At 64.5% G+C, this 25,444-nt stretch carries 17 protein-coding genes and 1 pseudogene; 4 read left to right on the forward strand and 14 right to left on the reverse strand.

Features of this window, described 5'->3' with window-relative positions; genetic code table 11:
• Nucleotides 1–36: 36 nt before the first annotated feature.
• From E4J93_RS07060 to E4J93_RS07070, 3 genes are all read right to left on the reverse strand, one after another.
• Nucleotides 37–951: a zinc dependent phospholipase C family protein gene (locus E4J93_RS07060; protein WP_147588764.1), complete on the reverse strand. Its 915-nt coding sequence runs from the start codon at nucleotides 949–951 to the stop codon at nucleotides 37–39.
• A 209-nt stretch (nucleotides 952–1,160) separates the two neighbouring features.
• Nucleotides 1,161–2,438, reverse strand: coding sequence for an amidohydrolase family protein (locus E4J93_RS07065; RefSeq protein ID WP_147588765.1), 1,278 nt, complete (start codon nucleotides 2,436–2,438; stop codon nucleotides 1,161–1,163).
• A gap of 129 nt (nucleotides 2,439–2,567) precedes the next feature.
• Nucleotides 2,568–4,040: an APC family permease gene (locus tag E4J93_RS07070; RefSeq protein ID WP_147588766.1), complete on the reverse strand. Its 1,473-nt coding sequence runs from the start codon at nucleotides 4,038–4,040 to the stop codon at nucleotides 2,568–2,570.
• A gap of 1,588 nt (nucleotides 4,041–5,628) precedes the next feature.
• Between E4J93_RS07070 and E4J93_RS08175 the strand changes: the two genes are divergently transcribed.
• The gene (locus E4J93_RS08175) at nucleotides 5,629–6,405 is read left to right on the forward strand and encodes a C39 family peptidase (protein ID WP_222705704.1); all 777 of its coding nucleotides are present in this window, start codon (nucleotides 5,629–5,631) and stop codon (nucleotides 6,403–6,405) included.
• 266 nt (nucleotides 6,406–6,671) lie between these two features.
• Here E4J93_RS08175 and arcC read toward each other — a convergent pair whose 3' ends face one another.
• From arcC to nifJ, 4 genes are all read right to left on the reverse strand, one after another.
• Nucleotides 6,672–7,634, reverse strand: coding sequence for a carbamate kinase (gene arcC, locus E4J93_RS07080; protein ID WP_147588767.1), 963 nt, complete (start codon nucleotides 7,632–7,634; stop codon nucleotides 6,672–6,674).
• A gap of 440 nt (nucleotides 7,635–8,074) precedes the next feature.
• Nucleotides 8,075–9,511, reverse strand: a complete 1,437-nt coding sequence (locus E4J93_RS07085; RefSeq protein WP_147588768.1) for a MurT ligase domain-containing protein — start codon at nucleotides 9,509–9,511, stop codon at nucleotides 8,075–8,077.
• A gap of 98 nt (nucleotides 9,512–9,609) precedes the next feature.
• Complete coding sequence (locus E4J93_RS07090; protein WP_147588769.1) at nucleotides 9,610–10,347, reverse strand: glutamine amidotransferase; 738 nt, start codon at nucleotides 10,345–10,347, stop codon at nucleotides 9,610–9,612.
• Nucleotides 10,348–11,288: 941 nt separating this feature from the next.
• Nucleotides 11,289–14,834: a pyruvate:ferredoxin (flavodoxin) oxidoreductase gene (nifJ, locus tag E4J93_RS07095; RefSeq protein ID WP_147588770.1), complete on the reverse strand. Its 3,546-nt coding sequence runs from the start codon at nucleotides 14,832–14,834 to the stop codon at nucleotides 11,289–11,291.
• 647 nt (nucleotides 14,835–15,481) lie between these two features.
• Here nifJ and E4J93_RS07100 point away from each other — a divergent pair.
• The 3 genes from E4J93_RS07100 to E4J93_RS07110 all read left to right on the forward strand — a co-directional run bounded on the left by E4J93_RS07100 (nucleotide 15,482) and on the right by E4J93_RS07110 (nucleotide 17,810).
• The gene (locus E4J93_RS07100; protein ID WP_147588771.1) at nucleotides 15,482–15,817 is read left to right on the forward strand and encodes a nucleotide pyrophosphohydrolase; all 336 of its coding nucleotides are present in this window, start codon (nucleotides 15,482–15,484) and stop codon (nucleotides 15,815–15,817) included.
• Nucleotides 15,814–17,508, forward strand: coding sequence for a DUF2075 domain-containing protein (locus tag E4J93_RS07105; RefSeq protein WP_147588772.1), 1,695 nt, complete (start codon nucleotides 15,814–15,816; stop codon nucleotides 17,506–17,508). The genes E4J93_RS07100 and E4J93_RS07105 overlap by 4 nt, the downstream gene beginning before the upstream one ends.
• 101 nt (nucleotides 17,509–17,609) lie before the next feature.
• Entirely contained in the window at nucleotides 17,610–17,810 is a 201-nt protein-coding gene (locus E4J93_RS07110; RefSeq protein ID WP_147588773.1) for a hypothetical protein, read from the forward strand.
• 144 nt (nucleotides 17,811–17,954) lie between these two features.
• On the opposite strand, the gene E4J93_RS08185 is transcribed toward E4J93_RS07110, so the two are convergent.
• The 7 genes and pseudogenes from E4J93_RS08185 to E4J93_RS08120 all read right to left on the reverse strand — a co-directional run.
• Nucleotides 17,955–18,923, reverse strand: coding sequence for an FHA domain-containing protein (locus E4J93_RS08185; protein WP_222705706.1), 969 nt, complete (start codon nucleotides 18,921–18,923; stop codon nucleotides 17,955–17,957).
• Entirely contained in the window at nucleotides 18,904–21,156 is a 2,253-nt protein-coding gene (locus E4J93_RS07120) for an AarF/UbiB family protein (RefSeq protein WP_147588774.1), read from the reverse strand. The genes E4J93_RS08185 and E4J93_RS07120 overlap by 20 nt, the downstream gene beginning before the upstream one ends.
• The gene (locus E4J93_RS08115) at nucleotides 21,153–22,205 is read right to left on the reverse strand and encodes a hypothetical protein (protein WP_187231654.1); all 1,053 of its coding nucleotides are present in this window, start codon (nucleotides 22,203–22,205) and stop codon (nucleotides 21,153–21,155) included. The genes E4J93_RS07120 and E4J93_RS08115 overlap by 4 nt, the downstream gene beginning before the upstream one ends.
• 167 nt (nucleotides 22,206–22,372) lie before the next feature.
• Nucleotides 22,373–22,840 carry a PTS sugar transporter subunit IIA gene (locus tag E4J93_RS07130; RefSeq protein ID WP_147588775.1) on the reverse strand — a complete coding sequence of 156 codons (468 nt, stop codon included), beginning with the start codon at nucleotides 22,838–22,840 and terminating at the stop codon, nucleotides 22,373–22,375.
• A 113-nt stretch (nucleotides 22,841–22,953) separates the two neighbouring features.
• On the reverse strand, nucleotides 22,954–23,550 hold the full coding sequence (gene recR / locus E4J93_RS07135) for a recombination mediator RecR (RefSeq protein WP_147588776.1): 597 nt from the start codon (nucleotides 23,548–23,550) through the stop codon (nucleotides 22,954–22,956).
• 3 nt (nucleotides 23,551–23,553) lie between these two features.
• Nucleotides 23,554–23,874, reverse strand: coding sequence for a YbaB/EbfC family nucleoid-associated protein (locus E4J93_RS07140; protein ID WP_147588777.1), 321 nt, complete (start codon nucleotides 23,872–23,874; stop codon nucleotides 23,554–23,556).
• Nucleotides 23,875–24,795: 921 nt separating this feature from the next.
• A pseudogene (locus E4J93_RS08120) lies at nucleotides 24,796–25,444 on the reverse strand (hypothetical protein); the annotation flags it as partial.

The following is a 25,444-nucleotide window of genomic DNA, read 5'->3' on the forward strand; positions in this document are numbered from 1 at the left end:
CCGATGGAAGTCCGAGGGAACTCGCCAGACGGGCGACTAGTCCTCCTGGTCGCACTCCTCCGACGCATCGAGCGGGCGTCCGGAATAATTCAGATGGCGCGTGACCTCGGCCATATCGACGCCGTCGATGAAGCGCGCGGCCGTGGCACGGTAATCGTCGAGCGCGCGATCGAATACCTCGGGGAAGCTCTCGGTGGATGCGGCGTCCGTGAAGGGGTTGCGCCAGGCTTTGTGGTCGAGGTTGCCCGCGCGACGCGGCAGCTCGGAGGTAATGGGGTGCGCCAGACCCGCGAGCATGGGGTGCACGCGCGTGGCAAGCGAGCCCGCGGGCTCGATCGCACGGTAGGCCAGCTTCATATCGGCCACGGCGCCGCCGTACTCGAAGGCGGCCACATCGAGGTCGTAGACCTTCATGGCTACATGGCTCATAAGCGCGCCGGCAACCTTGTTGATATGGTCGTCCGTAGCGAGCTCATCGGTGGGCGGATAATCCAACGTGGTGCCCTGCGCGCGCTTGAGCTGCAGCATGAGGACGTCGAGGTCGCTCTCGATGACCGCGTGCACGGAGCTGCCCATATCCGCAAGATCGGGGTCGGCCTCCATGATGCCCCACTGCTGCTCGTACACGAACGGATGCGCGTTGCGGTCCAGCACGTAATGCGACAGCAGGCCCAGCGAGAAGGCGCGACCGATACGGGCGTCCTCCTCGTTCAGACGGCTCGTACCCTCGCGCAGCACGGCGAACTGCCGCGACATGCGGCTGCGATGCATAACCTGCGCGAGCTCCATGCACGAGCGCATCGAGCGCGTGCGAAACCTGAAGAAGAACGGATCGGGGCCCTGGTTGGCCAGAAGAAACGCCGCGCGCTCCTCCCCCGATGCGATGAGCCCCTGCGGCAGGCGCTCAATGCTCTCTTCGCCGAACAAGCGGTGCGTGATCAAGGCGGGCATAGCACTGTACCTTTCCGTAAAAATTACGACTGTTCGCTATTATGCCCAGCTGCGCCCGTTTCTGACCCGCGCACGGGCGATTGCCGGCTTTTCGGGGCGCGACGTACAGGGCTGCCGGCACCGGACCCCGACGCACGAAAACGCCCCGGTGGGCTGGAGATCCACCGGGGCTTCAACATGGGAGTTGATGAGATTAGGAGGCGCGAGGCTTACTCGGAGTACTTGTTGCCCTCGCCGAAGGTGCCGGCGTCGACGATCCAGCCGTCCTTCATGATGACGTCCATGTTGTCGACGTTCAGCGTGTGGATGTCGGCGGCGACGTCACCGTTCACGACCAGCAGGTCGGCGCACTTGCCGGCCTCGAGCGAACCGGTCTCGTCCTCGATGTGGCACATCTTGGCGCCGTTGAGGGTGGCGCAGGTGATGGTCTCGACCGGGGTGAAGCCGATCTTGTCGACGAACTCGTACATCTCCTCGATGGAGCAGGTGCCGTACGGGGTGACGAAGGAGAAGGAGTCGGAGCCGATGGTCATCACGACGCCGCGCTTCTTGGCCTCGCGCAGGCAGTCGTAGTTGCGCTGGAGCTCCTTCTCGACGAGGGTGCCCTCGTACTTGTCATGCAGCTCGGGCACGTAGACCGGCGGATAGGTGGAGTACCAGGTGGGCAGGAAGGCGATCGTCGGGGTGAAGAAGGTGCCCTGCTCGGCCATGAGGTCCATGGTGCGCTCGTCGATGTCGAAGCCGTGGATCAGCTGCTCGCAGCCGAAGCGGACCGAATCGTAGGCAGCGGCGTGGTTGTTGTAGCAGTGGCTCCACACCGGGATGCCGACCATCTTGGCCTCATCGATGACGGCCTGGATCTCCTCGGAGCAGTAGTGCTGGTCGCGACCGGAGTCCCAGCGCCAGATGCCGCCGCCGGTAGCCCAGATCTTGATGGCATCGGGGTTCTCGCGCAGGCGACGACGAACGGCCTTGCGCAGATCCCACGGACCGTCTACCTGGTCGCCCCACGGATGGGACTCTTTGTTCTCGAGCTGGCTGCAGTGATGGGAGTCACCATGGCCGGCGGTGCGGCAGAAGCCCAGGCCGGTAGCGAGAACGCGAGGACCCTTGAAGACGCCCTTCTCGATGCAGTCGCGGACCTGGATACCGAAGCGGCCGATCTCGCAGACGGTGGTGAGGCCGTGGGTGAGGCAGTCATAGGCCTGCTTGACGGCGACGGCCTGCTTCTCGAGCAGCGGCTGCATGACCCAGTCGGTGTCATCGTCGGTGAGGTTGCCGGAGAAGTGCAGGTGGGTGTCGATCAGGCCGGGCATGACGGTCTTGCCGGCGGCGTCGATGACCTCGGCGCCCTCGGGCACGTCCTGCATGGCGCCGGCGTACTCGATCTTACCGTTCTCGTCGACGAGAACCAGGGAGTTCTCGACCGGCTCGGCACCGGTGCCGTCGATGAGCTTACCGCCAACGATTGCATACTTAGTGGACATGGTTCCTCCTTATGGATCCAAATCTATACGAGCGGGGGCGAACAATGATTGAGAGGGGTGGTTCGCCCCCGCACGTTTCCAGGGGGTGCGCCAGGCAATGGCAGCCGGCGCGACGACTCAAGCGAGTCGCTAGGCTTTCGCCTTCTTGGCACGGGCGTTGGTGATGAACATGAGCACCAGACCAACTGCGAGCCAGCCCAGAACGATGGCCCAACCGGTGAAGTCGAGGGACTCGGCGGTGATGGGGAGCACGATGAGGGCGATGATGATCAGGCCGGCGGCGATAGCCAGGCAGATGCCGAACTTACCACCGGGGACCTTGTAGGGACGAGGCAGGTCGGGCTCGGTGAAGCGCATCTTCAGGCAAGCGAGGGCAACCATCGTGCAGGAGAAGATGAAGGCGAGAGCCGAAACCTTGGTCAGCGGGATGAGCATGTTCTTGCCCATGAAGGGACCGACGAGGGTGATCACGGCCAGGACGATGCACGCAAGCTTGGGAGCACCGGACTTGGGATCGACCTCGGCGAACTTCTCGGGCAGCTGGCCCTTGCGGCCCATGGCGAGCATGATGCGGCTCGTAGCTCCGTAGAAGGAGTTCATGGGGCCCATGGGTCCAAGCGTCGCAATGCAGAGCATGATGATGTAGAAGATGAAGTTGATGTCCTTCAGGCAGGCGAGCGCCGGAACCGGGGACTCAACGAAGGTGTGCCAGTCCAGGATCGTGCCGAAGGAGTAGATGCACACCATGTAGAAGCCGCCGGAGGCAAGCAGGGCGAGAGAGATGATCTTGCCGAACTTGTTCCAGTTGAGGCCCTCGGCGGCCTCTTCGGCCTGCTGGGGAATGGTGTCGAAGCCCGCATAGAAGAACGGGGTGAGCAGGAGCACGGAGAGGATGCCGCCGAAGATGTTATCGGCACCCGTAGCGGCGACGCCGCCACCCGCGTTGGTGACCTGCGAGAAGACCTCGCCGTTGTGGAGGGCGTGATCGGGCGAACCGGTAAAGATCGAGATGCCCATGGCGAGCAGCATGCCGCACAGGAGGGCCTTCGTGAGGAACGCCTGCAGCTTAGCTGCGGAGGACGCGCCACGAAAGTTGAGGAAGATCACGTACGCGGCGAACGCGAGCGAGATGAGCGTGGGGAACAGGTAGACCTTGGCACCCAGGATCTCATAGAGCTCGAACGCGCGCAGCCACTCCAGACCGGGGATGGTGCCGAACATGTCGGAGAGCAGCGTGGAGATGGCGATTGCCTCCCACGGGCACAGAATGCCGTTGCCCAGAGCCAGGAACCAGCCCGTGATGTAGGACGGGACGCGGCCGAAGGTGCGATCGACGTATTCCACGATGCCGCCCGAGATGGGGATGGCAGCCGTGAGCTCGCCGAAGACGGCACCAATGGGAACCAGGAAGATTGCTCCGATGAGGAATGCGATCATCGCGGGAACGGGACCGCCGCCAACGACCATCCAGTCGCCAACCTGAAGCACCCAGCCGGTACCGATGATGGCACCAAAGCCAATCGTGAAGAAGTTCCAAAGCGAGAGCGTTTTCTTCATGCCGCCCTGCTCGGACGCAGATGCCTCTACCGTTGTATCCGCCATATCACTCCTCCTTTCTTGTTGCGGGGCCTCGCGGGCCCCTCCCCTTCTTACTGCACGGAAACGTATCCCGTGCCCTTCGCGAATCAATGTACGGCGCTGCTCGGCGTACAGGGCAACGGAACCGATTGGAGGAGGGGCGGCGGAAATGAACGGAAGCGATTCGCGGACGAACGGCGTGCCGGCCGATGAACGGCGAGGCACGGGCGGCGGGGGCGGGGCCCGGCGCTTGGCGGGAGGATTCCGCCACAAGGGCCGTCCTCCGCGCGGATTCCTGACGGCAGGCTGCGCGGCCCGGCGCCTGGCGGGAGGTTTTCACCCTGGTTGCCTGCATCGCCCGTTTTCCTGACGGCAGCCGGGCGGCGGCGCGCTTTTCTCCCGGCAGGGACGCATCCCCGCGGCCGTTGGCGGGAGTTTTCCGCGCGCGGCCCGCCTGGCGGGAGGTTTCCGGCGGAGCCCGGGACCCTGCGCGGATTCCTGACGGCAGGCAGCGCGGCCCGGTGCCTGGCGGGAGGTTTTCACCCTGGTTGCCCGCATCGCCCGTTTTCCTGACGGCTGCCGGGCGGCGGCGCGCTTTTCTCCCGGCAGGGACGCATCCCCGCGGCCGTTGGCGGGAGTTTTCCGCTCGCGGCCCGCCAGGCGGGAGGTTTCCGCCACAAGGGCCGTCCTCTGCGCGGATTCCTGACGGCAGGCAGCGCGGCCCGGCGCCTGGCGGGAGGTTTCCGGCGGGACCCGGGACCCAGCGAGGATTCCTGACGGCAGCGACCGCGGCGACATTGGAATGCCAGCCGTTCCTCGTCTTTTCCTCGCGTTTCCCCCTTTTGAGGATATGCTAGAAGGACTGGTCAACTGATCTTGCATGCTGGAGGGCACCATGGCGCACGAAACCCCACGGAACTCGCAGGCGAATCGCGATACCGCGCGCCCCGACACGCCGCACGCCCGCCCGCGCGCGCAGCAACCTGCCGGCGTATCGCCCTTCCCCGCGATGCGGCCTCGAACCGCCCCGTTCGCCAACGCGCGAGCCGCTGCCAACAACTCGCATCGCCCCACTAATATAGAAGGAGACGCGGCTCGCCCAGCCCGGTCCGACGGCGTCGGCCAAAGCCCCCAAGGACGGCCGCGGAACACGGCATCCCGCCCGCACTCCTCGGAGAGCTCGTCGGCAAACAGACGGCCCGCCGCGGGACACCGCGACGGACCAACCGGCCATTCCAACCGCCGCCCGTCGGCCGGCGCGCATCCCACGTATCGGCCCGCGCCCCATGGCACAAGCCGTCGGGCAACCGCATCATCCCAGCGCTCCGCGCGTCCGAGCAACTCCGCCCGCGCGGCTCGCAGCGCTGATCGCAACGGCGCCGCACGCGAGCAACGTGCACGCGGCACCTACTCCGGTGCCGCCCGGCGCGATCGTCCCGCACCTGGCCCGGGCACAAGCAGGGACCTGCGCACCGCCACATCGCACGGTCCCGCGCCGCATCGAAGAACCGCCGCCGACTCCGCACCGCGCAGCAGACCAGCGCCGCATGCCGGCTCCGTCCGCAACGCGGGCGCGCTGACGCACCCGCTGCATCGCGACCGCAAGCGTCCCATGTACCTACACCGAACCGACCCCAGCTCCATCACCCAGCAAACTGGCCGCATGCCTCCCCATCAGAAGCGCACCCCGGGCTTCGCGGCGCTCGCCCTCGCACTCGCCCTCGTCTGCGTCATCGGCGGCGGCGCATATGCCCTCAACCAAGCGGCGGCGCCCAAGACGCCGGACCCGACACTTGCACAGCGCGCGGTTGCCAATCAGGCAACGCACGCGGCGGTCGACGCTATCGATATCGTCGACACGCCGCGCGTCCCGGCCACACCGAAGAGCGACTGGGCAGAAGGCGCCATCCCCGTGATCTATCAGACCGACCCGGCCTGGGCGAAGGCCCCCTACGCCGGCGAGGATATCAAGACCAGCGGCTGCGGCCCCACCTGCCTCTCCATGATCTACGTTGGCCTCACCGGCGACACAAGCATGGACCCCAAGGCCATGGCGGCCTTTAGCGAGCGCAACGGCTTCGTCCAAGAGGGCATGACCGCATGGACGTTCTTCTCCGACGGTGCCGAGCAGCTCGGCATTTCGAGCGAAGAGCTGCCCTCGTGGGCCGATAGCGTTGTAGGCGCGCTCAAGAACGGAAAACCGCTCGTGTTCAACGTGCAGCCGGGCGATTTCACCCGCGTGGGCCACTACATCGTCGCTACCGGCCTGGACGCGGACGGCAGGCTGATCATCCACGACCCCAACAGCGCCGAACGCACGGCCCAAACCTGGGACGTCCAGCGCGTCGTCGATCAAAGCTCCAACATCTGGGCGTTCGAGGTCGCCTAAGCTGCAGCATGGCTGCGGGCATCGATCTTCGCAGCCGCCAGGCGGGACCATTCTACGGGCATCGGGTCGCGCCATTCCGCGCACCCTGCTCTTCGCAGCCGCCAGGCCGCGCCATTCCGCGCACCCCGCTTTCGCATCCGCCATGCCACGCCGCCCCGCGCACCCCGCTCTCTCCGCACATCCACACAAAGACGCCCCCGCGGTAAAGCGGAGGCGTCTAGGAGAGAGGTTAGTTTGCAGAAGAGACTGCTGAAGTGGCGATGTGATTAGCCGCAGATGCGGGTACCGGAGAGACCGGCCATGGTCTCGGCGGCCTTGTCGAGCGCACCGATGATGCAGGTGCGGCCCTTGCGGGAACGCGCGAACTTGATAGCGGCGCGAACCTTGGGCTCCATGGAACCCTTGCCGAACTGGCCCTCGTCGGCCAGGCGCTCGGCCTCGTCGGCAGTGAGCTCCTCGAGCTCCTGCTGATCGGGCTTACCGAAGTTGATAGCGACGTGCTCGACAGCGGTGAGCAGGAACAGGACGTCGGCGGAGCAATCCTCGGCGAGGAGCTCGCCACCCATGTCCTTGTCGATAACAGCGGCAACGCCCTTGTAGCAGCCCTTGTTATCGTAATCGCGCACGACCGGAATGCCGCCGCCACCGCAAGCGATGACGATGAACTCGTTGTCGAGCAGGTTGAGGATGGAGTCGGCCTCGACGATCTTCTTGGGCTCGGGGGAGGCCACGACGCGACGCCAGCCACGGCCGGAGTCCTCGACAAAGGTCATCTCGGGGTTCTCGGCCATAATCTCCTTGGCCTGCTCCTCGGAGTAGAACGGGCCGATGGGCTTGGTGGGATTGGCGAATGCGGGATCGTCCGGATCGACCTCGATCTGGGTGACGACGGAGGCGGCGTGCCAGCGCTTATAGCGCTTGTGCATCTCGCGGCCGATGCCCTGCTGCAGGTGATAGCCGATGTAGCCCTGGGACATAGCGCCGCACTCGGGCAGGTCCATGGCGGGGGTACCGATGGCATCGTGGGCGGCGGCGAACGCGTTCTGAATCATGCCGACCTGCGGGCCGTTGCCATGGGTGATGATGATCTCGTTGCCCTGCTCGATGAGGCCAAGCAGTGCGTGGGCGGCGTGGCCGACCTTCTCGATCTGCTCCTCAGGGGTGTTGCCGAGCGCGTTGCCACCGAGGGCGACGACGATGCGATCGGGCTTGCCGAGCGGCTTGGACATAGCGGTTTCCTTTCTCGCAGAGGAACTGTACTCGTACCTCGTCTTGCAGACGCCGCGGGGCGTCCGCGAGCTTGTCTAGGATTATATTCTCCTTGTCCATGATTTTATACATTTCTAGCCGAATCAGCGGGCGAACGGCACTCTTGTGCCGTTGAGCGTAAGAATGCTACCACTCACGGCAAGCAAGCAGGTGTAGCTACATATTTTGCAAACTCTGCAGCTTGATAAAGAATCGTGATAAGACTCTATGCCGATGCAGTGCTTTTCACTCTTTATGCATTTCTTACATTGGTACCTAACTCATCTTGCAGCGGGGTGAATCGCTGGCAGGACGCGCGCCCTCCACATCTCTCACGCGGGCGCGGCAAAGAAAACGGGGGCGCCACGGCACCCCCGTCTGCAAGATTCCTGTAATAAAGCCGGCCGCGCCGGCGCCGACATTAGGCCCCGTGCGCGCCTGCGCGCTCGCGGATGCGCTCGGCCACGCGCTCGCGAAACGCCTGCGCCTGGTCGCCATTGAAGATGTCGTACGCGCAAAACACGCCGTCGATGCCCTCGAGCTCGACGAGGTCGGCCGCCTCGCGCTCCGTCTCGGCCATGAAGATGGTATCCGCATCGATACCGGCCATGAGCAGGCGCAGGAGCAGGTCATCGGAGTTGGCACCCTGCACCACCACCTGCTTGACGGCGGGATCGGCCAGGTACTCGAAATCGGCCTGATAGTACCAGCCGGTAAACTCCGTCTTCTTGGGATTGGTGGCCAGGTAGTAGTCGGCCAGCATGAGCACGACCACCTTGGAGCCGGGCTCGCGGCAGATTGTGGCCAGCGCCGTTGACGTGGCCGTGCTGTTCTCGCCCTTGGACGCGGTGTTAACGAGGCGCAGGCCCTCGACGGTCTCCTCGCTGAAGCGGGCCGCCGTCACGTTAACCTTGCCGTCGGCCAGCACATCCTGAAGCTGCTCGGCAGAAACGCCCAGCTCACGCGCGGTAACCAAGGCAGAAACAAGGTTGTACAGGTTGGTGATCGAATACGTTGCGATATGGTACGTATACTCGGGCGCCTCGCCGTCGACCGCGTGGCACAGCTCGCGCATCGTGAACTCATGGGCGTCCTTGTTGACGTCGGTGACCAGGTAATCGGGCTCGGGATTCTTAAAGCCGCAGGCCATGCAGCGCGCGCGGCCCAGATGGCGCAAATGGCACCAGTCGTACTCGAGCGCGCCGCCGCACTCGGGACATGCCGTGAGGTCGCACACGATGCCCTCCGGACCCTCGAGGTCGTCCTCGAGATGACCGATCGAGAAATACGTGCGATGCGTTGCCTGGGGAGCAAGCCGGCACGAGATGAGGTCGTCGGCGTTGAGGATGAGATGCGTCGACGCGGGGATGTTGGCGTCGATGACGCTGAAGATGTAATCGGGATTGGCGTTGCGGGTGAAGTTGTCGCGATAGAGGTTCGCCACCAGCATGACATCGGGCGTCATATACGGCAGCACGCGGCGCGAGGACAACTCGTCGAGCTCCATGCACGCCACCTGGCGCCGGGGCGCGCCGCTCATACGCGCGTCCTTGATGAGCGAGCTCTCGATACCCGTGATGATGTTGCCGCCGGCGCGGTTGGTCACCAGGTCGAATCCGCACGCCAGCAGAATATCGTCAAGGAGGTTGGACGTAGTAGTCTTGCCGTTGGTACCGGTCACGAACACCACGCGCTCGGGCTTGGGCGTACGGGCCAGGAAATCGGGGCAGATGGCCTCGGCCACGGTGCCGGGCACCTGGCCGCCGTTGCGCCGGGCGATCTTAAGCGCGGCGGCGGCGGTCTTGCCCGCAGCGAGCGCGAGGTAGTAGCGCGGGGTCTTGCTCGTTGAAGTGCTCACAGGAAACTCCTTGCTGGGAGAGAACGGCTAACAGTGCTGGCGGGCGATAACGACCGCGCGACAGCCCTTTCGGCACGCGCGACCGCGAACCGGCCGGGCTAAACGTCCATGCCGGGCGTGGCGAAATCCTTCACGCGCTGCTCGTACGCGCGCATCGCCACCTCTTCGTGCGCGAGCACGGCGTCCGCCTCGCCCATGGTGTCAAGCAGCCAGCGCGTAAACGGCGGGTTGACGGTGAGCAGCGGACCCAGGAACCACGTTCCGATGAGATTGTTGCGGCGAACGCCCTCGAACGCGCTCTTCTTGTTCATGCCGAAACCCTGCTTGAGCGTGCAGAACGACCACTTCTCGTTCTTGCCCTCGGCCTGGGTGAACTGCATCTTGAAGCCCACGATGTCGATGGGGTCGGCACCGGGCGCGGGCTGGAAGGCACCCAGTCCAACGCCGGTGAAGCGCTTCGGCGTGAGCTGATGCGTGACGAAGTCGAATAGGCCCAGGCCCGTGATGCCACGGCCTTCGGGCGTGATGATCATGTTGCCCAGCAGCTCTACGGCATTGCCGGTAAACAGCATGGGCGTGCCGGCGTCGGCCAGCGCAGCCAGGCGCTCGGCGTACGGCATGAGCGCGTCGAGCACGCGCTCCTGCTGGCGCTCCGTCATGCCGCACAGCAGGATGAGCGAGAGGTCGTCACGCGTGACGAACGCGGGCTCCTCGCCGAAGGTGGTCTCGATAAACGCTGCCTGAGGCAGGCAGGCGCGCAGGTACATGGCGTTGCCGTTGTCACCCGCCTGATTGCCAAATTCGGGATACAGGATCTCGATCGTTGTCTGCGCCATGCGGCTCCTCCCCTACTCATTGCTTTGGATGCCATTATCCAACAAGGCCGCGCTCCGCGCGCTCCTGCCATATAAAGAGCAGAGGGCGGGGCGGGTCGGAATGGCGGTCGGGCGGTGGGCTCCGGGCCGAGCGGGTGACGGGCGGACGACGCGGGGTGGGCGGCGAGCGCGAAAACGCGGACGGTGCAGAGCGGCAACGCACGGACGACAAGATGGGCGCTTGCCGTCATTTTTCTGCGCGCAAAGAGCTTTTGGCCAAAAAACCTCCCGGCATCGCGGCGAAGCCGCGCTTTCCTCCCGGCAACCGCGCGCCAAGAGCGTCCTTACCGTCAGCTTTGCGCGGCAGGGTTGACTGTCCGGCAGGAATCCGCGCACAGAACTCGTCTCGGCAACATTTCCTCCCAGCAAGCCCGAGGGGGAAATCCCAGCCGTCAGAAAAACTCGCAATAATCACCCGTAGGGGCCTTTTCTCCCGTGGACCCAAGACCTCGGATGCTTGTCGTCAGGAATACGCGCTTGGGCGGTGTTTGGCAAAGACCCCCGAGGAGGAGCATAAAGCCATAACGAGCCCGCGGATCAAAATCCCTCTAGGGAAAGTAAGGTCGTGACGGGCATGCGAATCAAAGCCCCTCCCGAAAGACAGCGGATCCCCAGATCACGGCCATGAAAACGAGAAAGCCAGCTCGAAAGACCGCCTTCTCCGATAAGCATCTCGCGTCTCAGAAAAGTGCCTGTCCCTTTTCTGAGCACCCTTTCCCTCCAACAAAGAAGGCCCCACCGGGGCCTTCGCACACTTCCCCTCGACCCGTGCAGGCGGGAGAAACGCAGGAAGGCCCCGAAGGGATTCCCCAAGCGAACATCCCGCAGCGCACAAGCGCGAGGACGTTCGCGTGGGAACCCTTCGGGGCCTCCCGATGGGACCATTTATCCCAACCGAAACCTTACGCCTCGTTGTAGAGGGTCTTGAGCTTCAGCAGGTGCTGGTAGCGCTCCATGGCCGCGGCCTCGTTGGCAGCGAAGAGCTCCTCGGCGCGCTCGGGGAACGCGCGGGTGAGCGAGGCGTAGCGGGCCTCGTTCATCAGGAACTCCTGGTAGCCGCCTGCAGGCTCCTTGGAGTCGAGGGAGAACTTCTTGCCCTCCTCGGCAGCCGGGTTGAAGCGGAACATGTTCCAGTAACCGCACTCGACGGCCTTCTTCATCTCGGCCTGGCAGTTCTGCATGCCGCCCTTCTTGATGGAGTGCATCTCGCAGGGGCTGTAGCCGATGATCAGGGACGGGCCGTCGTAGGCCTCGGCCTCCTGGATGGCCTTGAGGGTCTGGGCGGGATTGGCGCCCATCGCGACCTGGGCTACATAGACGTAGCCGTAGCTCATCGCGATCTCGGCGAGGCTCTTCTTCTTGATGGCCTTGCCGGAAGCGGCGAACTGGGCGACCTGACCGAGGTTGGAAGCCTTGGAGGCCTGGCCACCGGTGTTGGAGTAGACCTCGGTGTCGAAGACGAAGACGTTCACGTCGTTGCCGGAGGCGAGGACGTGGTCGAGACCGCCGAAGCCGATGTCATAGGCCCAGCCGTCGCCACCGAAGATCCAGAAGGACTTCTTGGTGAGGTACGCCTTGTCGGCCAGGATAGCCTTAGCCTTGTCGCAGCCGCAGGCCTCGAGCTGCTCGATGTAGGCGGCAGCGGCGGTCTTGGAGGCCTCGGCGTCGTTACGGGCGTCGAGCCACGCCTGAGCGGCGGCCTTCAGCTCGTCGGTCGCGCAATCGGAAGCCATGAGCTCCTCGGTCTCGGCGACGAGCTTGCCCTGGACCGCCTTGTAGCCCAGCTCCATGCCCAGGCCGTGCTCGGCGTTGTCCTCGAACAGGGAGTTGTTCCAAGCCGGGCCGTGGCCGTCCTTGTTGGTGCAGTACGGCGAGGTAGCGGCCGGGTTGCCCCAGATGGAGGAGCAGCCGGTTGCGTTGGAGATGAACATACGGTCGCCGCAGACCTGCGTGACGAGGCGCGCGTACGCGGTCTCGGCGCAGCCTGCGCAGGAGCCGGAGAACTCAAGCAGGGGCTGCTTGAACTGGGTGCCCTTGAGGTTCTTGTTGATGAGCTCGGGCTTCTCGGACACGTTGGCGACGCAGTAGTCGAAGGTCTTCTGCTCGACGAGCTCGCCCTCGGCGGGAACCATGGTGAGAGCGTCCTTCGGGCAGACCTTGGCGCAGTTGGTGCAGCCCATGCAGTCGAGCGGGCTGATGGCGATAGCGAACTTGAGACCCGTGTTCTTGGGGATCTTCACGTCCAGGGTGCGCATGGTCTCGGGGCCGGCGGCGACCTCGTCCTCGGTCATGCCGAACGGACGGATGGTGGCGTGCGGGCAGACGTAGGCGCACTGGTTGCACTGGATGCACTTGGTCTCGTCCCAATGCGGCACCATGACGGCGACGCCGCGCTTCTCGTACGCGGATGCGCCCAGCTCGAACTGGCCGTCGGCGCAATCCTTGAACGCGGAGACGGGCAGGGAGTCGCCGTCCATGCGGGCGATGGGCTCCATAAGCTCCTTGACCTGCTTGGCGATGGCGCTCTTCTGGTCGTCGGTGAGGACGGAGGCGGGAACCTCGTCGGCGGCGTCGGCCCAGTCGGCCGGGACGTCGAACTTCTGATAGGCGCTGGCGCCGGCGTCGATGGCCTTATGGTTGGCCTCGACGATGGCCTCGCCCTTCTTGGCGTAGGACTTGGTGGCGGCGTCCTTCATGTACTGAAGCGCGTCCTCCTGCGGCAGAACGCCGGCCAGGGCGAAGAACGCAGACTGCAGCACCGTGTTGGTGCGCTTGCCCATACCCACCTTGGCGGCCAGGTCGATAGCGTCGATCAGGTAGACGTTGATGTTGTTCTTGGCGATGTAGCGCTTGGCGTTCGCCGGCATGTGGGAGGCGAACTCCTCGGGCGTCCACTGGCAGTTGACCAGGAAGGTACCGCCGGGCTTGACGTCGCGGACCATCTTGAAGCCCTTGATAATGTAGCTCGGATTGTGGCATGCCACGAAGTCGGCCTTGGTCACGTAGTACGGAGAGCGGATCGGGGAATCGCCGAAGCGCAGGTGCGAGATGGTGACGCCGCCGGTCTTCTTGGAGTCGTACTGGAAGTAGGCCTGGACGTACTTGTCCGTGTGGTCGCCGATGATCTTGATCGAGTTCTTGTTGGCGCCGACGGTGCCGTCGCCACCGAGACCCCAGAACTTGCACTCGATGGTGCCCTCGGCCGCCGTGTTGGGGGCATCCGGGTCCATGGGCAGGGACAGGTGGGTGAGGTCGTCCTCGATGCCGATGGTGAACTCGCGCTTGGGCTCGTCGGCCTTGAGCTCCTCGTACACGGCGAAGGCGGCCGCGGGCGGCTCGTCCTTGGAGCCGAGGCCGTAACGGCCACCGGTCACCACGATGTCGGTCTTGCCGGACTCGTAGAGCGCGGAGACGACGTCCTGGTAGAGCGGCTCGCCGATGGAGCCGGGCTCCTTGGTGCGGTCGAGCACGGCGATCTTCTTGACGGTCGCGGGCAGGGCGGCCACGAAGTCCTCGACGGACCAGGGACGGTACAGGCGGACCTTGACCAGGCCGACCTTCTCGCCGTGGGCGTTGAGGTAGTCGATGACCTCCTCGAGCGTGTCGCAGAAGGAGCCCATGCAGACGACCACGCGATCGGCGTCGTCGGCGCCGTAGTAGTCGAACAGGTGGTAGTTGGTGCCGAGCTTGGCGTTTACCTTGTCCATGTAGGACTGGACGATGGCGGGCAGCGCGTCATAGGTAGCGTTGCAGGCCTCGCGGTGCTGGAAGAAGATGTCGCCGTTCTCGTGGCTACCGCGAGCGGTGGGGTGCTCGGGGTTGAGCGCGTGGTCGCGGAACGCCTGGACGGCGTCCATGTCGCACATGTCCTTGAGGTCCTCGTAATCCCATACGGCGACCTTCTGGATCTCGTGGCTGGTGCGGAAGCCGTCGAAGAAGTTGACGAACGGCGTCTTGCCGGTCAGCGCAGCGAGGTGGGCGACGGGCGAAAGGTCCATGACCTCCTGGACGTTGCCCTCGGCGAGCATGGCGAAACCGGTCTGACGGCAAGCCATGACGTCGGAGTGGTCGCCGAAGATGTTGAGCGCGTGGGACGCGACGGTGCGGGCCGAGACGTGGAAGACGCTCGGCAGGCCCTCGCCCGCGATCTTGTACATGTTCGGGATCATAAGCAGCAGGCCCTGGGAGGCCGTGTAGGTAGTGGTAAGAGCACCGGCGCCCAGCGAGCCGTGGACGGCGCCGGCAGCACCGGCCTCGGACTCCATCTCGACGACCTTGACGGGCGTGCCGAAGATGTTCTTCTTGCCCTGGGCGGCCCAGATGTCCACGTGATCGGCCATCGGGCTGGACGGCGTGATCGGGTAGATGCCCGCCACCTCGGTGTACGCGTAACTTACGTACGCGGCGGCCTCGTTGCCGTCCATAGACTTGAACTTGCGATCTGCCATATACCCCTCTCCTCTCGTTTGGGTATACATGCCTGCCAGGGGCGGCGATGCCCCCGGTAGATGCGTATTGCGGGCGTCCGTAGGTGCGGAAGCGCCCTCGCGGATAAAATGCCCATGCTGTTTCATTGTACCCCCGCACGCCCGGGCGCAACTCGAGTTCTAGGCGAAACCGCCCGTTCGTTCGTGCCATTTTTCGAACAGATTCCATGGGCCCGCACCAGGCGGGCGCGCACCACCTCAGAAAAGGGACAGGCACTAATCTGAGAGCCGCGGCGTCGGTACACGGAGCGCTAAATTAAGGTTTAAATTGAAGTTGGGAATAGGCTTCCATGAATGCAACCCACTTGATCGAAATGACTGGGATGGCCAAGGGGGCATCGCGCTCGAGCTTCTTCCTTCCAGAGCGCCGCCGCAGCCTGACACCTGTGGGGGGGGGATAGCGTCGGCCCCGCGCCTACCTTAAAAACGAAGCTATATCAACGATTGTGCATTCTCCCAGACCCGCAATACCGCACCCTCTTGGAAATCCTACGCGCCATGGAGTACTATCGCCTCATAACGCCGCGATTGCACGCCAACAAACCTCACGCCGCATCGGCGGGCCCGTGACCACTGCGTCACATTCATACGCGGCACAAGGAGGGACGATGGAGTTTAAAGAAGCGGAAAAGAAAGCCCTTCTGTTCCGCGACGAAAGAGACTGGGCTCAATTCCACAATCCGAAAGACCTTGCGATATCGATCAGCCTCGAAGCTTCGGAGCTCCTCGAAACCTTCCAGTGGTCCGGTGTCGATACGCACGTCGAGGCCAGCAACAAACACATGGCGGCCGAGCTTGCGGATATCATGATTTACGCCATTTATCTCGCCGATGAACTAGGCATAGATCTGCCTCAGACAATCAGCGATAAGATCGACGCCAATGCAGTCAAATACCCCGTTGCCGCAGCATACGGAAACGCGAGGAAGTACACGGAATTATGATTGAGATCACCACGACAAATCCGGCTGATACCCCCAAAGGCGCACCTTTCATCATCGACCAATTTCCCTTCCAATATGGCAAAGGCGTTGACTATGCCATCGTCAACCTTGAAGAAGACAAGATATATAACTGGCCGATGGTGTATATCTTGGCGAACAATGATTCCGCCTACGTCGGACAAACAACAAGCATCGCAACCCGAATGAGCCAGCATGGCGCCAACAAGGAAAAGCGCGGCTTCCATACCGCCAACATCATCTTCAACGAAGAATTCAACTCGTCCGTTGTCACAGATTATGAACATCGTCTTATCGGCTACATGCATGCCGATGGCAAATACAAACTGACCAACAAGAACGACGGGATGACCGACTCGAACTACTTCAGCAAGGCAACATACACTGCCATGTTCGAAGAGCTCTGGGAAGATCTCAGACGCCTCAACCTAGCAGACCACTCGGCCGCCGAAATCGAAGAATCCGAAGTCTTTAAGTACTCGCCCTTTAAAGGGCTTACACCAGACCAGCGCATCGCGCTCGATAAGGTGCTTGCCGCCATCGAAAACGGACTCGAAACGAGCGCACCCATTGTAATCGAGGGAATGCCCGGCACGGGGAAAACGATTCTCGCCATTTACTTACTCAAAAAACTACGCGATGACCCTCGCTACAAACACCTCAACATCAAAATCATCGAACCTGTCACCTCCCTGCGCGAAACGCTTCGAAAATCACTGAAAGGCGTAAGCGGCTTAAAACCATCCGATATCATCAGCCCCACCGACCTGGTGAAGCCGAAAATGGGCTATCAGCCCGAAAAGGGCAAGTGCTTCGATATCGTACTTGTGGACGAATCTCATAAACTCAAACGCCGTGTGAATTTGGGAACTCAATACGGCAATTACGATAAGGTCACCCAGAAGCTCGGGCTGCCTCGCGGCGCGACTCAGATGGATTGGATTATCAACCAGGCAAAGCTACCCATCTTCTTTTACGATCCCCTCCAAACGATCGGGCCCTCCTGCCTCAACCAGCCGTCAATCAAATCAGCGCTCGGAGCTGCTTTAGACAACCCCATCGAGCTTAAAAGCCAAATGCGCGTCAAAGGCGGCGATGCCTATCTCCGCTATATTCAAAACGTACTCAATGGAACTCAGCGGGAATTCGTCTCGTTCCAAGATTACGACCTGGTTCTCCATGATCGTTTTTCCAGCTTTCTCGACTCCTTCGAGCGAAGCCTTCAGGCGCACAGCCTGAGTAGGATCGTCGCGGGCTTTGCCTGGAAATGGATATCAAGGCGAGATAAAACCGCATACGACATCGTGATAGATGATATTGGCTTGAAGTGGAACCGTAAAAATGAAAATTGGGTCGGACTGGGCGTCGACGACCAATCTGCTGCCCATGAAGTCGGCTGCATCCATTCCATCCAGGGCTACGACTTAAGCTACGCCTATGTAATCATCGGCAGAGACCTCAAGCTCGGCACTACATCCATTCCGGAATCCAATAAAAGCAGCTACTACGACAGAAACGGATACGCGAGCGCTACAAAAGAAGAGCTGGACCACTTTATTAAAAATATCTATTACGTGCTGCTCTCCCGTGGAATTATGGGCACTCATATCTATGTCGAGGACCCCGAGCTTCGCTCATACTTCTCCCGCTTCTTCCCAAGCTCCCCGCAATAAACGACAGCCCAGCAAGATAGCCCGGACGGCTCCGCCCCCCCCCGCCGTAAGCATCTAAAACCGTTACCGCCGCCGAAAACCTGTCTTTCAAAGGAGAAACGATGCCGACGGACCTCGCCCCCTACGTCCTTTACGGGGCATCCCTGATCACCGATCTCGAATGCCTTGAGCGCCAGGCTGAATCCGGAGCAGCCGTATACGCACAAGACATCACACGTCTGCTTGCGCGCTACGGGACATCCTATCCCGACCTGCCGCATTACCTTCAAGATGCCGTCGACCGCATCGATCTTATCGATTAACCTTCCCCTATCCAGAGCCCGACACGCCACCCAGCCCATATGGGGAGCGAATCAGGAAGCCCCGCGCCCCCGCCTCGCCTCAGATCGGTGCCTGTCCCTAATTTGAGCAGCGTGGGTTACGGCACCCGGCGCTGAGCCGGGCGGCTACACCATGTCGGCGGAACCCTCGATGAGGATGAATACCGTGGTGGCGCCCAGGCGCAGCTCGTCGCCGGGATGGATCTGCGCGGTCTCGCCCGAGGCCACGCGCAGTGGCTCGCCGTCGTCGCCGCTCACCACGATGGTGCCGTTGGTTGAATCGAGGTCCTGCAGCAACCAGCAGCCGCCTGCGGCCCCGTCGAACCAGATGCGCGCGTGGCGCGCCGACACGTCGCCGTCCACGTCCGCGATATCGTCCGGCCCCGTCACCAGCGCGCCTATCTCCACGCCCTCGGAGTCGGGGTCGACCCAATACGGGTCGCTCGAGATGCAGCCCTCGATGATGCGCACCACGCCCAGCGTGCGGTTGGCATCAACCAGGGCCCCGTCCATGCCGGCGCATGCCACGCGCACGGGACGCGACGTGGGCGTACCCAGCTGGCCGCCCAGCACGTCGCGGATGTAGCTCATGGCGTAGTCCACCGAGTAGCCGACGTCGGCCGAACAGCCTGCGGCCACGAACAGCACCAGGGCCGCCTCGGCGCGCTCGCCCACGGTATAGCCCTCGCCATCGCGCATACGGACCAGCGCGTTCTGATACAGGCGTACATCCTGGCGGCACGCATCCAGCGCCGCCACCATAGCCGCTCCCCGCTCTCCGCACACGATGTCGAGAATCTGCTCGAACGAGAGCGCGCCGCGGCGCTGGGCATGCAGGCGGTCCATGATGCGCCGCGCTGCCACGCCGAAATCGCGAAAATAGCGCGCCTGGACGGACCCCACGGGCGCGTGCACCACGAAGCGCGACACCCACGTGCGGTCGGAGGCGCGGCTCATGGGGCTGCGGCCGTCGGATAGCGGGCGCTCGGACAGGATGAGCGAGGCGAGTTCCTTATGGCTGATGCCGCCGGAGCGCTTCATGATCTCGAACAGCGCGCCGCAGGGCGTTTGGTCGCTAGCGTTCATCGGCAGCATCTCGCACCTCCTCATCCGAATAGTCTATAGAGTTAATACCAGTTTTCATACCAGTTTCGTTGCCAATAGCATTGTGCGCAACAGACTCCGCGCCGTCAATCATCAAACGATTATCGGCAGGGTCGGCACCGTTAATCGGAGCGTCACCAGAATCATGATGAACGGCATCGGCCGTCCGTTCACCAATGGCGTCGCGCTCATCGCTATGATCTGCGGGCTCATCTGCGCCAACCGTATCGGCCGGCCCTCCCGCGCACTCCGCCCCCACCGCTTCATCCGCGGCGCCATCCTCGTCGGAAAGCGCACCCGGGGCAAGCGGGGCCGTGACCGCCGCAGCGGCGGTATCGAAGCCGCCCGAGGCAACCGCCGCGCAGGCACCGCCGCCCATCGCCGCCGCCTGCACGCGGGCGCGAGGCAGCGCGCGGCGCGCCTCGGCGATGATCGCGGGCGCCACCGTCATGGCGAAGTCGAGCACCAGCGGGCACCAGCCAGCCGAGGCGGCCGTAAGGATGGCCGACACCACCGCGTGCGAGCTGTTCAAACCAGAGATCGAGCCCAGCGAAGCCGCCGCCAGCAACGCCACGGTGGTCGCGATGCACGCCGTCGAGCCGCGCAGGAACCCCTCGCGCGTCCCACGCAGGCGGCCGCGCGCCGCCCAGCCCGCCAGCGCCGGCAGCATCAGCGCCGCCGCCACCGCGAAGCCGGAGAGCTCGCTGCGCCACGTCAGCTGTCCCAGGCGCCACACCACCGGCACGCCGTCGAGCAGCACCGCCGTCGTAGCCGTACATGCAGCCAGAACGGCCACCGCGATCGCACCGCCCACGGCGCTCACCAGGCGGTTCATGGCATACGGCGACGCCGTGTCGAACCACGACGCCTCGCCCGTGCACGGCAGCAGGCGCTCGCCGCGCAGCGCGCGCTCGGCGTTCTGCGCGTAGTGGTTGCAAAACGCCGCCAGCCCGTCGCGCATGGCCTCCGCCGTGGGGCGCTCGTCCTGACGCGGCTTGAGGCAGGCCAGGACCAGGTCGAACAACTGCCCGTCGACCAGCGAGAGCGCGTCGCGGAGCTCCGCGGAATCGGGGCCCAGCGACAGATCGAGCGACGCCCGGCCGGCGGCGATGGCCACCTCGGGCTCGCGCAGCAGCAGCGCCGCCATATCGGGATGGGTCATATGGGCCGAGGTGAGCGCACGCGGCTGCTCATCGGTCTTGATGCGGAACGGCGACGCATCGCGCGCGACGCCCATATCGAACGGCAGGGCACCGGACACGAGCTCGTAGAGCACGCTCGCCGCGGCGTACACGTCGATCTTCTGAGACATGCGCAAACGCGCCACGTGCGGCAGGTCGCTCGTGAGCATCTCGGGCGGCGCATAGCCCAGCGTCGCGCAGCGCATGGTGGAGAACCGCGAGGTGAACGAGGTGTCGTGCGCGGGATCCAGATTCACCGACGACCCGAAGTCGATGAGGCACAGGTCGAACGCGCCCTCGGCATCCTGCTCGGCCACCGACAGATGCGCCGTGCGCACCATGACGTTGGCGGGCGAGATATCGCGGTGCACGAAGCCGTCGCCTACCAGCTCCAGGCGAACCAGCAAGTCGAACAAGTCGCGACCCAGGCGCGCAGCCGTCAAGGGGGCGCAGCGGCCTTCGTCGTCAACCGCCAGCATGCGGCGCGCCTGCGCCAGCGTTACGCCCTCGACCCACTCCATCACGATGGCGGGCGAACCGTTTACCTGCGCGAATCCGTACAGGCGCGGGAAGCCCTTGAAACCCGACACGGCGCGATGGCTCTCGTATTCGGCCCGGAAGGCGGCGCGCGCGGCGGCGCGGCGCGTCTCGTACGCCGCGTCGTCCTCGTCCTCCGCGCGCTCGGGCTCTATAAGAACCTTGAGCGCGTAGACCTCTCCCATCGCGTTGGAAACGCGCGTGACCATGCCCAGGCCGCCGCGGCGCGCCGTGTCGTCGTCGGCGAACAGCGTGATGAAGCGGCGCCGATAGGCGGAGCGCTCGTCATCCGGCATGCGATAGGGTTCTTCGAATTGTTCCAGCCTGATGCGGTGCATGCCCACGGACAGGCCCCACGGATTCCAAGCCGCGGAACCGCGGCGGTCCAGGCGACGGGTGCGCCCCTGCTCGGCACGGGCGAGCGACGAAGCCTCGTCGGTCGCGTCAGCCGAACCCGGCGTACGGTATACGGGCTCCTCCGTCATATCGTCGTGCTGCTCGCTCATAGGACGAAGCCCTCGTAGATCTGCTTGAACTCCGCAAGGAAGATATTCTCGCCGTCCTTCTCGTACAGACGGATGGGCGCCATGAACGCATCGATGTTGCTCGAGGGATCCGGCAGGGGCACGTTGATGTCCCAAGCCTCGCACAGGACGCCGATGTAGTCGCGAAGCAGGCGGTACATGGCGATGATCCTTCCGCGCGGTTTAACGTACTGCGTGCCGCTGTAGGCGGGCGCCTTGTTCACCACGGTATCGAACTCGAGGAGCAGCTCCTCCCAGAGCGCCATGCATTCCGCACGGTGAGCCGCGCGCACGTCGTATGCGCCCAGGCAATCGTTGTTGAACCCGCTGGTGGCAGCGTTCACGCGCACCAGGTACGAATCGATGAGCGCCAGGCGCTCCGCCAGGAAGTTGTACATGCGCTCTTCTTCCTCGGGAGAGGCTTCGGGCTTCCCGCCGCCCTGATTGCCCGAGTCGCCGTCCGTCGAGCCGCCGCCCCCGGTCGTGCCGCCGCCGGGCTGGCCGCCGGTGCCGCCGCCGCCCCCGTCCGTGCCGCCGCCGGGCTGGCCGCCGGTGCCGCCGTCGGGTTCGGAGCCCCCTTCGGGCTTCGGATCTACATCGGGCTTGGCGCCGGCATCGGGAGCCTGGGGCTTCTCGACCGAGTTGCCGGCGATATTGGAGATGATACCCTGCAGGGACGCCCCGCCCAGCGTGATGCTGCCGCGCGCGGGCCGCTTACCGGACCCGGAGCCGCTTCCCGCGTCCCCCGCGGACGCCTCGGCATCCCCGGACGCGGCCGCCCCGGCATCGGCGCCCGCGCCCTGCGCGTCGCCCTGGGTAAGCCCTGCAAGGGCCTTATAGAAGAGGCTGTCGTCATCCGCCCGCTGCGCCGCCAGGATGAGCGCCGGCAGCGACGTGGTGTATGCAACGGTCGAAAACGCGAGCACCGTAAACGAAAAGGTGACGAGCCCGATAAGGGACGACGGCAGCGCACCGCGGCGCAGGCGGCGCGGCGCACGGCGGACGGCGCCGTCCTTGCTTGATAGGATCATGGCTTCTCCATGGAAATCGAGTCACAGATGATACTCAGTGTAGCTGATTTTCCACCCAGCCGCTCCCCGCCCCAAACCCCTCAGATTAGGGACAGGCACCAATCTGAGGCGTGGTGCACAAGCCCCTCGGATTAGGGACAGGCACCGATCTGAGGTGCGGCGCGTGCCTATGCCGAAAGGTGGCGCGATAGCAGGTCGAATACCCGGGCGCGCGACTCCGCGGCCACGATGCGCGCCACCAGCTCCTGGTCCTGCATGAGGTCGATCACGCGGCCGAGCATCTCCAGGTGCTCGCCCGCCTCGTTGAGCGCGAGCATCACCACGAGCGATACGGGCGTCGTAGCGTTCGGCGCATCCATGCGCGGCCAGGCCACGGGTGCCGGCAGCACGCCCACGCACAGGGCGCCGCGCTCCACATGGCACGGGTCGCAGTGCGGGATCGCCACGTTGATGCCGCCCATCTCGAGCGCGGTAGGATACGCGAGCTCGCGCTCGACCACGGCCTGCTCGAAGCCCTCGCGCACGTAGCCGGCAGCACGCAGCGTGCGTGCGAGCATCCGCTCGACCTCTTCGACCGTATGGGGCTCCGCGTCGAAGCACACGACCAGTTCTTCGGTGAACGCAAGCGATGCCATAGAGGACCTCCTGGAATCAACAAGTGGATGACAGGCCGGGACGCGACGGAAGGCGGCCGCATGGCAGGCAGGGCCGGCTGTTGGCCTTACAGCGCGCGGGGCGGCTGTTGGCCTTACAGCGCGCGGCGCGCCTCGATCGCGCGGCCCAGCGTGAGCTCGTCGGCGTATTCGAGGTCGCCGCCCACAGGCAGGCCGCTCGCCAGGCGGCTCACGGTCACACCCAGCGGTTTGATGGTGCGGGCCAGATAGCTCGCCGTCGCCTCGCCCTCGATATTGGGGTTTGTGGCGATGATGACCTCTTCGATATCCTCGGTGCCCAGGCGCGCGATGAGCTCGCGCACGCGCAGCTGCTCGGGGCCGATCTTGTCCATAGGGCTGATCACGCCGCCCAGCACATGGTAGAGGCCGTGATAGGTACCGGTGCGCTCGATGGCCGAGACGTCGCGCGGCTCGCCCACCACGCAGATGCGCGCGCGGTCGCGCGTGACGTCCTCGCAGATAGCGCACTCGTCCTCGGTGGCGTAGTTGAAGCACCGGCTGCAAAAATGGACCTGCTCCTTTACCCGCAGGATGGCGTGCGCCAGACGGCGCGCTTCCTCGGCGTCGGATTCGAGCAGGTAGTACGCGATGCGCTGGGCCGACTTGGGTCCAATACCCGGAAGCCTGCCCAGCTCATCCAAGAGAATCTGTAGACTGCGGTTTGCCGACATGTCTTAGAACGGCATGCCCGGGATGTTGAGGCCGCCGGTGATGGAGCTCATCTGCTTGCTGGCCACCTCGCCCACGCCGCGCACGGCCTCGTTGACGGCGGCCACGATCATATCCTGCAGCAGGTCAACGTCCTCGGGATCGAGCGCGTCGGGGTCGATGGTGATGGAGACGAGCTCCAGGTCGCCGTTGACGGTGGCCTTGACCATGCCGCCGCCCGCCGAGGCGTCCACGGTGACGTCCTTCATGCTCTCCTGCGCGGCGGCAAGCTGCTCCTGCATCTTGCGCGCCTGCTTCATCATTTCCTGCATGTTCATGCCAGCCATGAAGACTCCTTTTGTAAACGGCGCCCGCAGGGCGCGCTTGCTAAACCGTGCAAATGGTACCACGCGGCGGATACGGGCCACAGCACGACGACGCAGCGCGCACCGCTCTGTCACATGCGCAGGGACGAGCGGATGGGCTTCCGCGCGCATTCCTGACGGCATGGGGCGCCGCCGCGGGCTTAGCGTCAGCTTTCCGGCAGGTATCCGGCCATCCGCGCGCATTGCTGACGGCACGGGGCTCCGCCGCCTGCGTACCGTCAGCCTTCCGGCGGGCATCCAGCTGCCCGCGCGCATTGCTGACGCGAAGCGATGCCAATCGCGGAAAAGTGACGGTAAAGACGGCAGAACAGCAGCGGTGGCGGGATATTTGCGCGGCATCGCGAGCGCGGCGTCAGAGATCCGGCGCCGGCGCGCTCTCCCGCGCAAATTCCTGACGGCAACAGGCTCCGCCGCCAGCTTAACGTCAGCTTTCCGGCGGGCATCCGACCTCCCGAGCGCATTGCTGACGGCAACGGGGGTCCGCCTCCGGCTTAGCGCCGGCTTTCCGGCGGGCGTCCCGCCCCCGCGCGCATTCCTGACGGCAACCGCCACGCGGTCAAAACGAAATGGGACCCGACACCCTCCCGCCGTCAGTCCCGCGGCAACAACGCGGCAGCCCCCGCGCATTCCTGACGGCAACGGAAGCCAGCCCGCTCAGGGCATGCGCACGCAGCCCGAAGCAACGTGTCCACAGAGTGCAACGCGTCATATCCATCGGCCCCAAAAGCGTCGCATCCGTCGGCTTCGTCTTTCCACACCCAAACCGCGCCCACATATCCATCGGCCCCAAAAGCGTCGTATCCGCCAGACGCAAAGCGCCCCCGTTTCCGTTGGATACGCGGAAACGGGGGCGCGGGAAGAGTGAATCGAAACGCGGACGGATTACTCGGTCGGCTTGAAGACGACACCGGAGCCGAAGATGTTGTTGATCATCTCCTTGGCCTCATCCTGGTTCTGCGGAACGTCCTCGGCCACCGGGGTGAAGGACGACCAGGGCAGCGCCCCGGGTGCCGCCGCAGGAGCGGGGTTCGGCGTCGCCGTCGACTGCGGGGGGCTCATGGAGCCAGCGGCCGAGTCGGAACCCACCGCGGGCCGCTCGCCAGAAGCGGCGGACGTCGGGGCATCCGGAACGCTCACGGGCGGAACCTCGGAATCGACCTCGTACGCAGCGATGGTCGCATCGTCATAGGGCACCTGCTCGTCCTCCCATGCACGGCGCTGCGCATCGATGTCGGGCTCGGGCACCACCGTCGGTCCGCTCGTGTGATCGACGATGGCAGCGGGCGCCGCATCGCCAGCTGAAGCCGCGGATGCAGACGTGTCCTCGCCGGCAGAAACGGCGGGCGCCGGGACTCCGGAAGATGCGGCGGAGCCGGACGCGGAATTCGGCACAGCGGCCTCAGGCGAAGCCTTCGCGGGGGCGACGGACCCGGACGCAGCGGACGAGGCGGGCGCGGCGGGCCCGGGCGCAGCGGGGGCAGCGGGCTCGGGCGCGGCGGCCGAGGCGGGGGTGGCGGAGCCGGGCGCAGCG

It is taken from the genome of Collinsella sp. BA40, assembly GCF_008014645.1.
Taxonomy (GTDB): domain Bacteria; phylum Actinomycetota; class Coriobacteriia; order Coriobacteriales; family Coriobacteriaceae; genus Collinsella.

Bases quoted from the DNA above. Each gene is read 5' to 3' on its own strand.
- E4J93_RS07060 (WP_147588764.1), bottom strand. From the start codon at position 951: ATGCCCGCCTTGATCACGCACCGCTTGTTCGGCGAAGAGAGCATTGAG.
- E4J93_RS07065 (WP_147588765.1), bottom strand. From the start codon at position 2,438: ATGTCCACTAAGTATGCAATCGTTGGCGGTAAGCTCATCGACGGCACC.
- E4J93_RS07070 (WP_147588766.1), bottom strand. From the start codon at position 4,040: ATGGCGGATACAACGGTAGAGGCATCTGCGTCCGAGCAGGGCGGCATG.
- E4J93_RS08175 (WP_222705704.1), top strand. From the start codon at position 5,629: ATGTACCTACACCGAACCGACCCCAGCTCCATCACCCAGCAAACTGGC.
- arcC (WP_147588767.1), bottom strand. From the start codon at position 7,634: ATGTCCAAGCCGCTCGGCAAGCCCGATCGCATCGTCGTCGCCCTCGGT.
- E4J93_RS07090 (WP_147588769.1), bottom strand. From the start codon at position 10,347: ATGGCGCAGACAACGATCGAGATCCTGTATCCCGAATTTGGCAATCAG.
- nifJ (WP_147588770.1), bottom strand. From the start codon at position 14,834: ATGGCAGATCGCAAGTTCAAGTCTATGGACGGCAACGAGGCCGCCGCG.
- E4J93_RS07100 (WP_147588771.1), top strand. From the start codon at position 15,482: ATGGAGTTTAAAGAAGCGGAAAAGAAAGCCCTTCTGTTCCGCGACGAA.
- E4J93_RS07105 (WP_147588772.1), top strand. From the start codon at position 15,814: ATGATTGAGATCACCACGACAAATCCGGCTGATACCCCCAAAGGCGCA.
- E4J93_RS07110 (WP_147588773.1), top strand. From the start codon at position 17,610: ATGCCGACGGACCTCGCCCCCTACGTCCTTTACGGGGCATCCCTGATC.
- E4J93_RS08185 (WP_222705706.1), bottom strand. From the start codon at position 18,923: ATGCTGCCGATGAACGCTAGCGACCAAACGCCCTGCGGCGCGCTGTTC.
- E4J93_RS07120 (WP_147588774.1), bottom strand. From the start codon at position 21,156: ATGAGCGAGCAGCACGACGATATGACGGAGGAGCCCGTATACCGTACG.
- E4J93_RS08115 (WP_187231654.1), bottom strand. From the start codon at position 22,205: ATGATCCTATCAAGCAAGGACGGCGCCGTCCGCCGTGCGCCGCGCCGC.
- E4J93_RS07130 (WP_147588775.1), bottom strand. From the start codon at position 22,840: ATGGCATCGCTTGCGTTCACCGAAGAACTGGTCGTGTGCTTCGACGCG.
- recR (WP_147588776.1), bottom strand. From the start codon at position 23,550: ATGTCGGCAAACCGCAGTCTACAGATTCTCTTGGATGAGCTGGGCAGG.
- E4J93_RS07140 (WP_147588777.1), bottom strand. From the start codon at position 23,874: ATGGCTGGCATGAACATGCAGGAAATGATGAAGCAGGCGCGCAAGATG.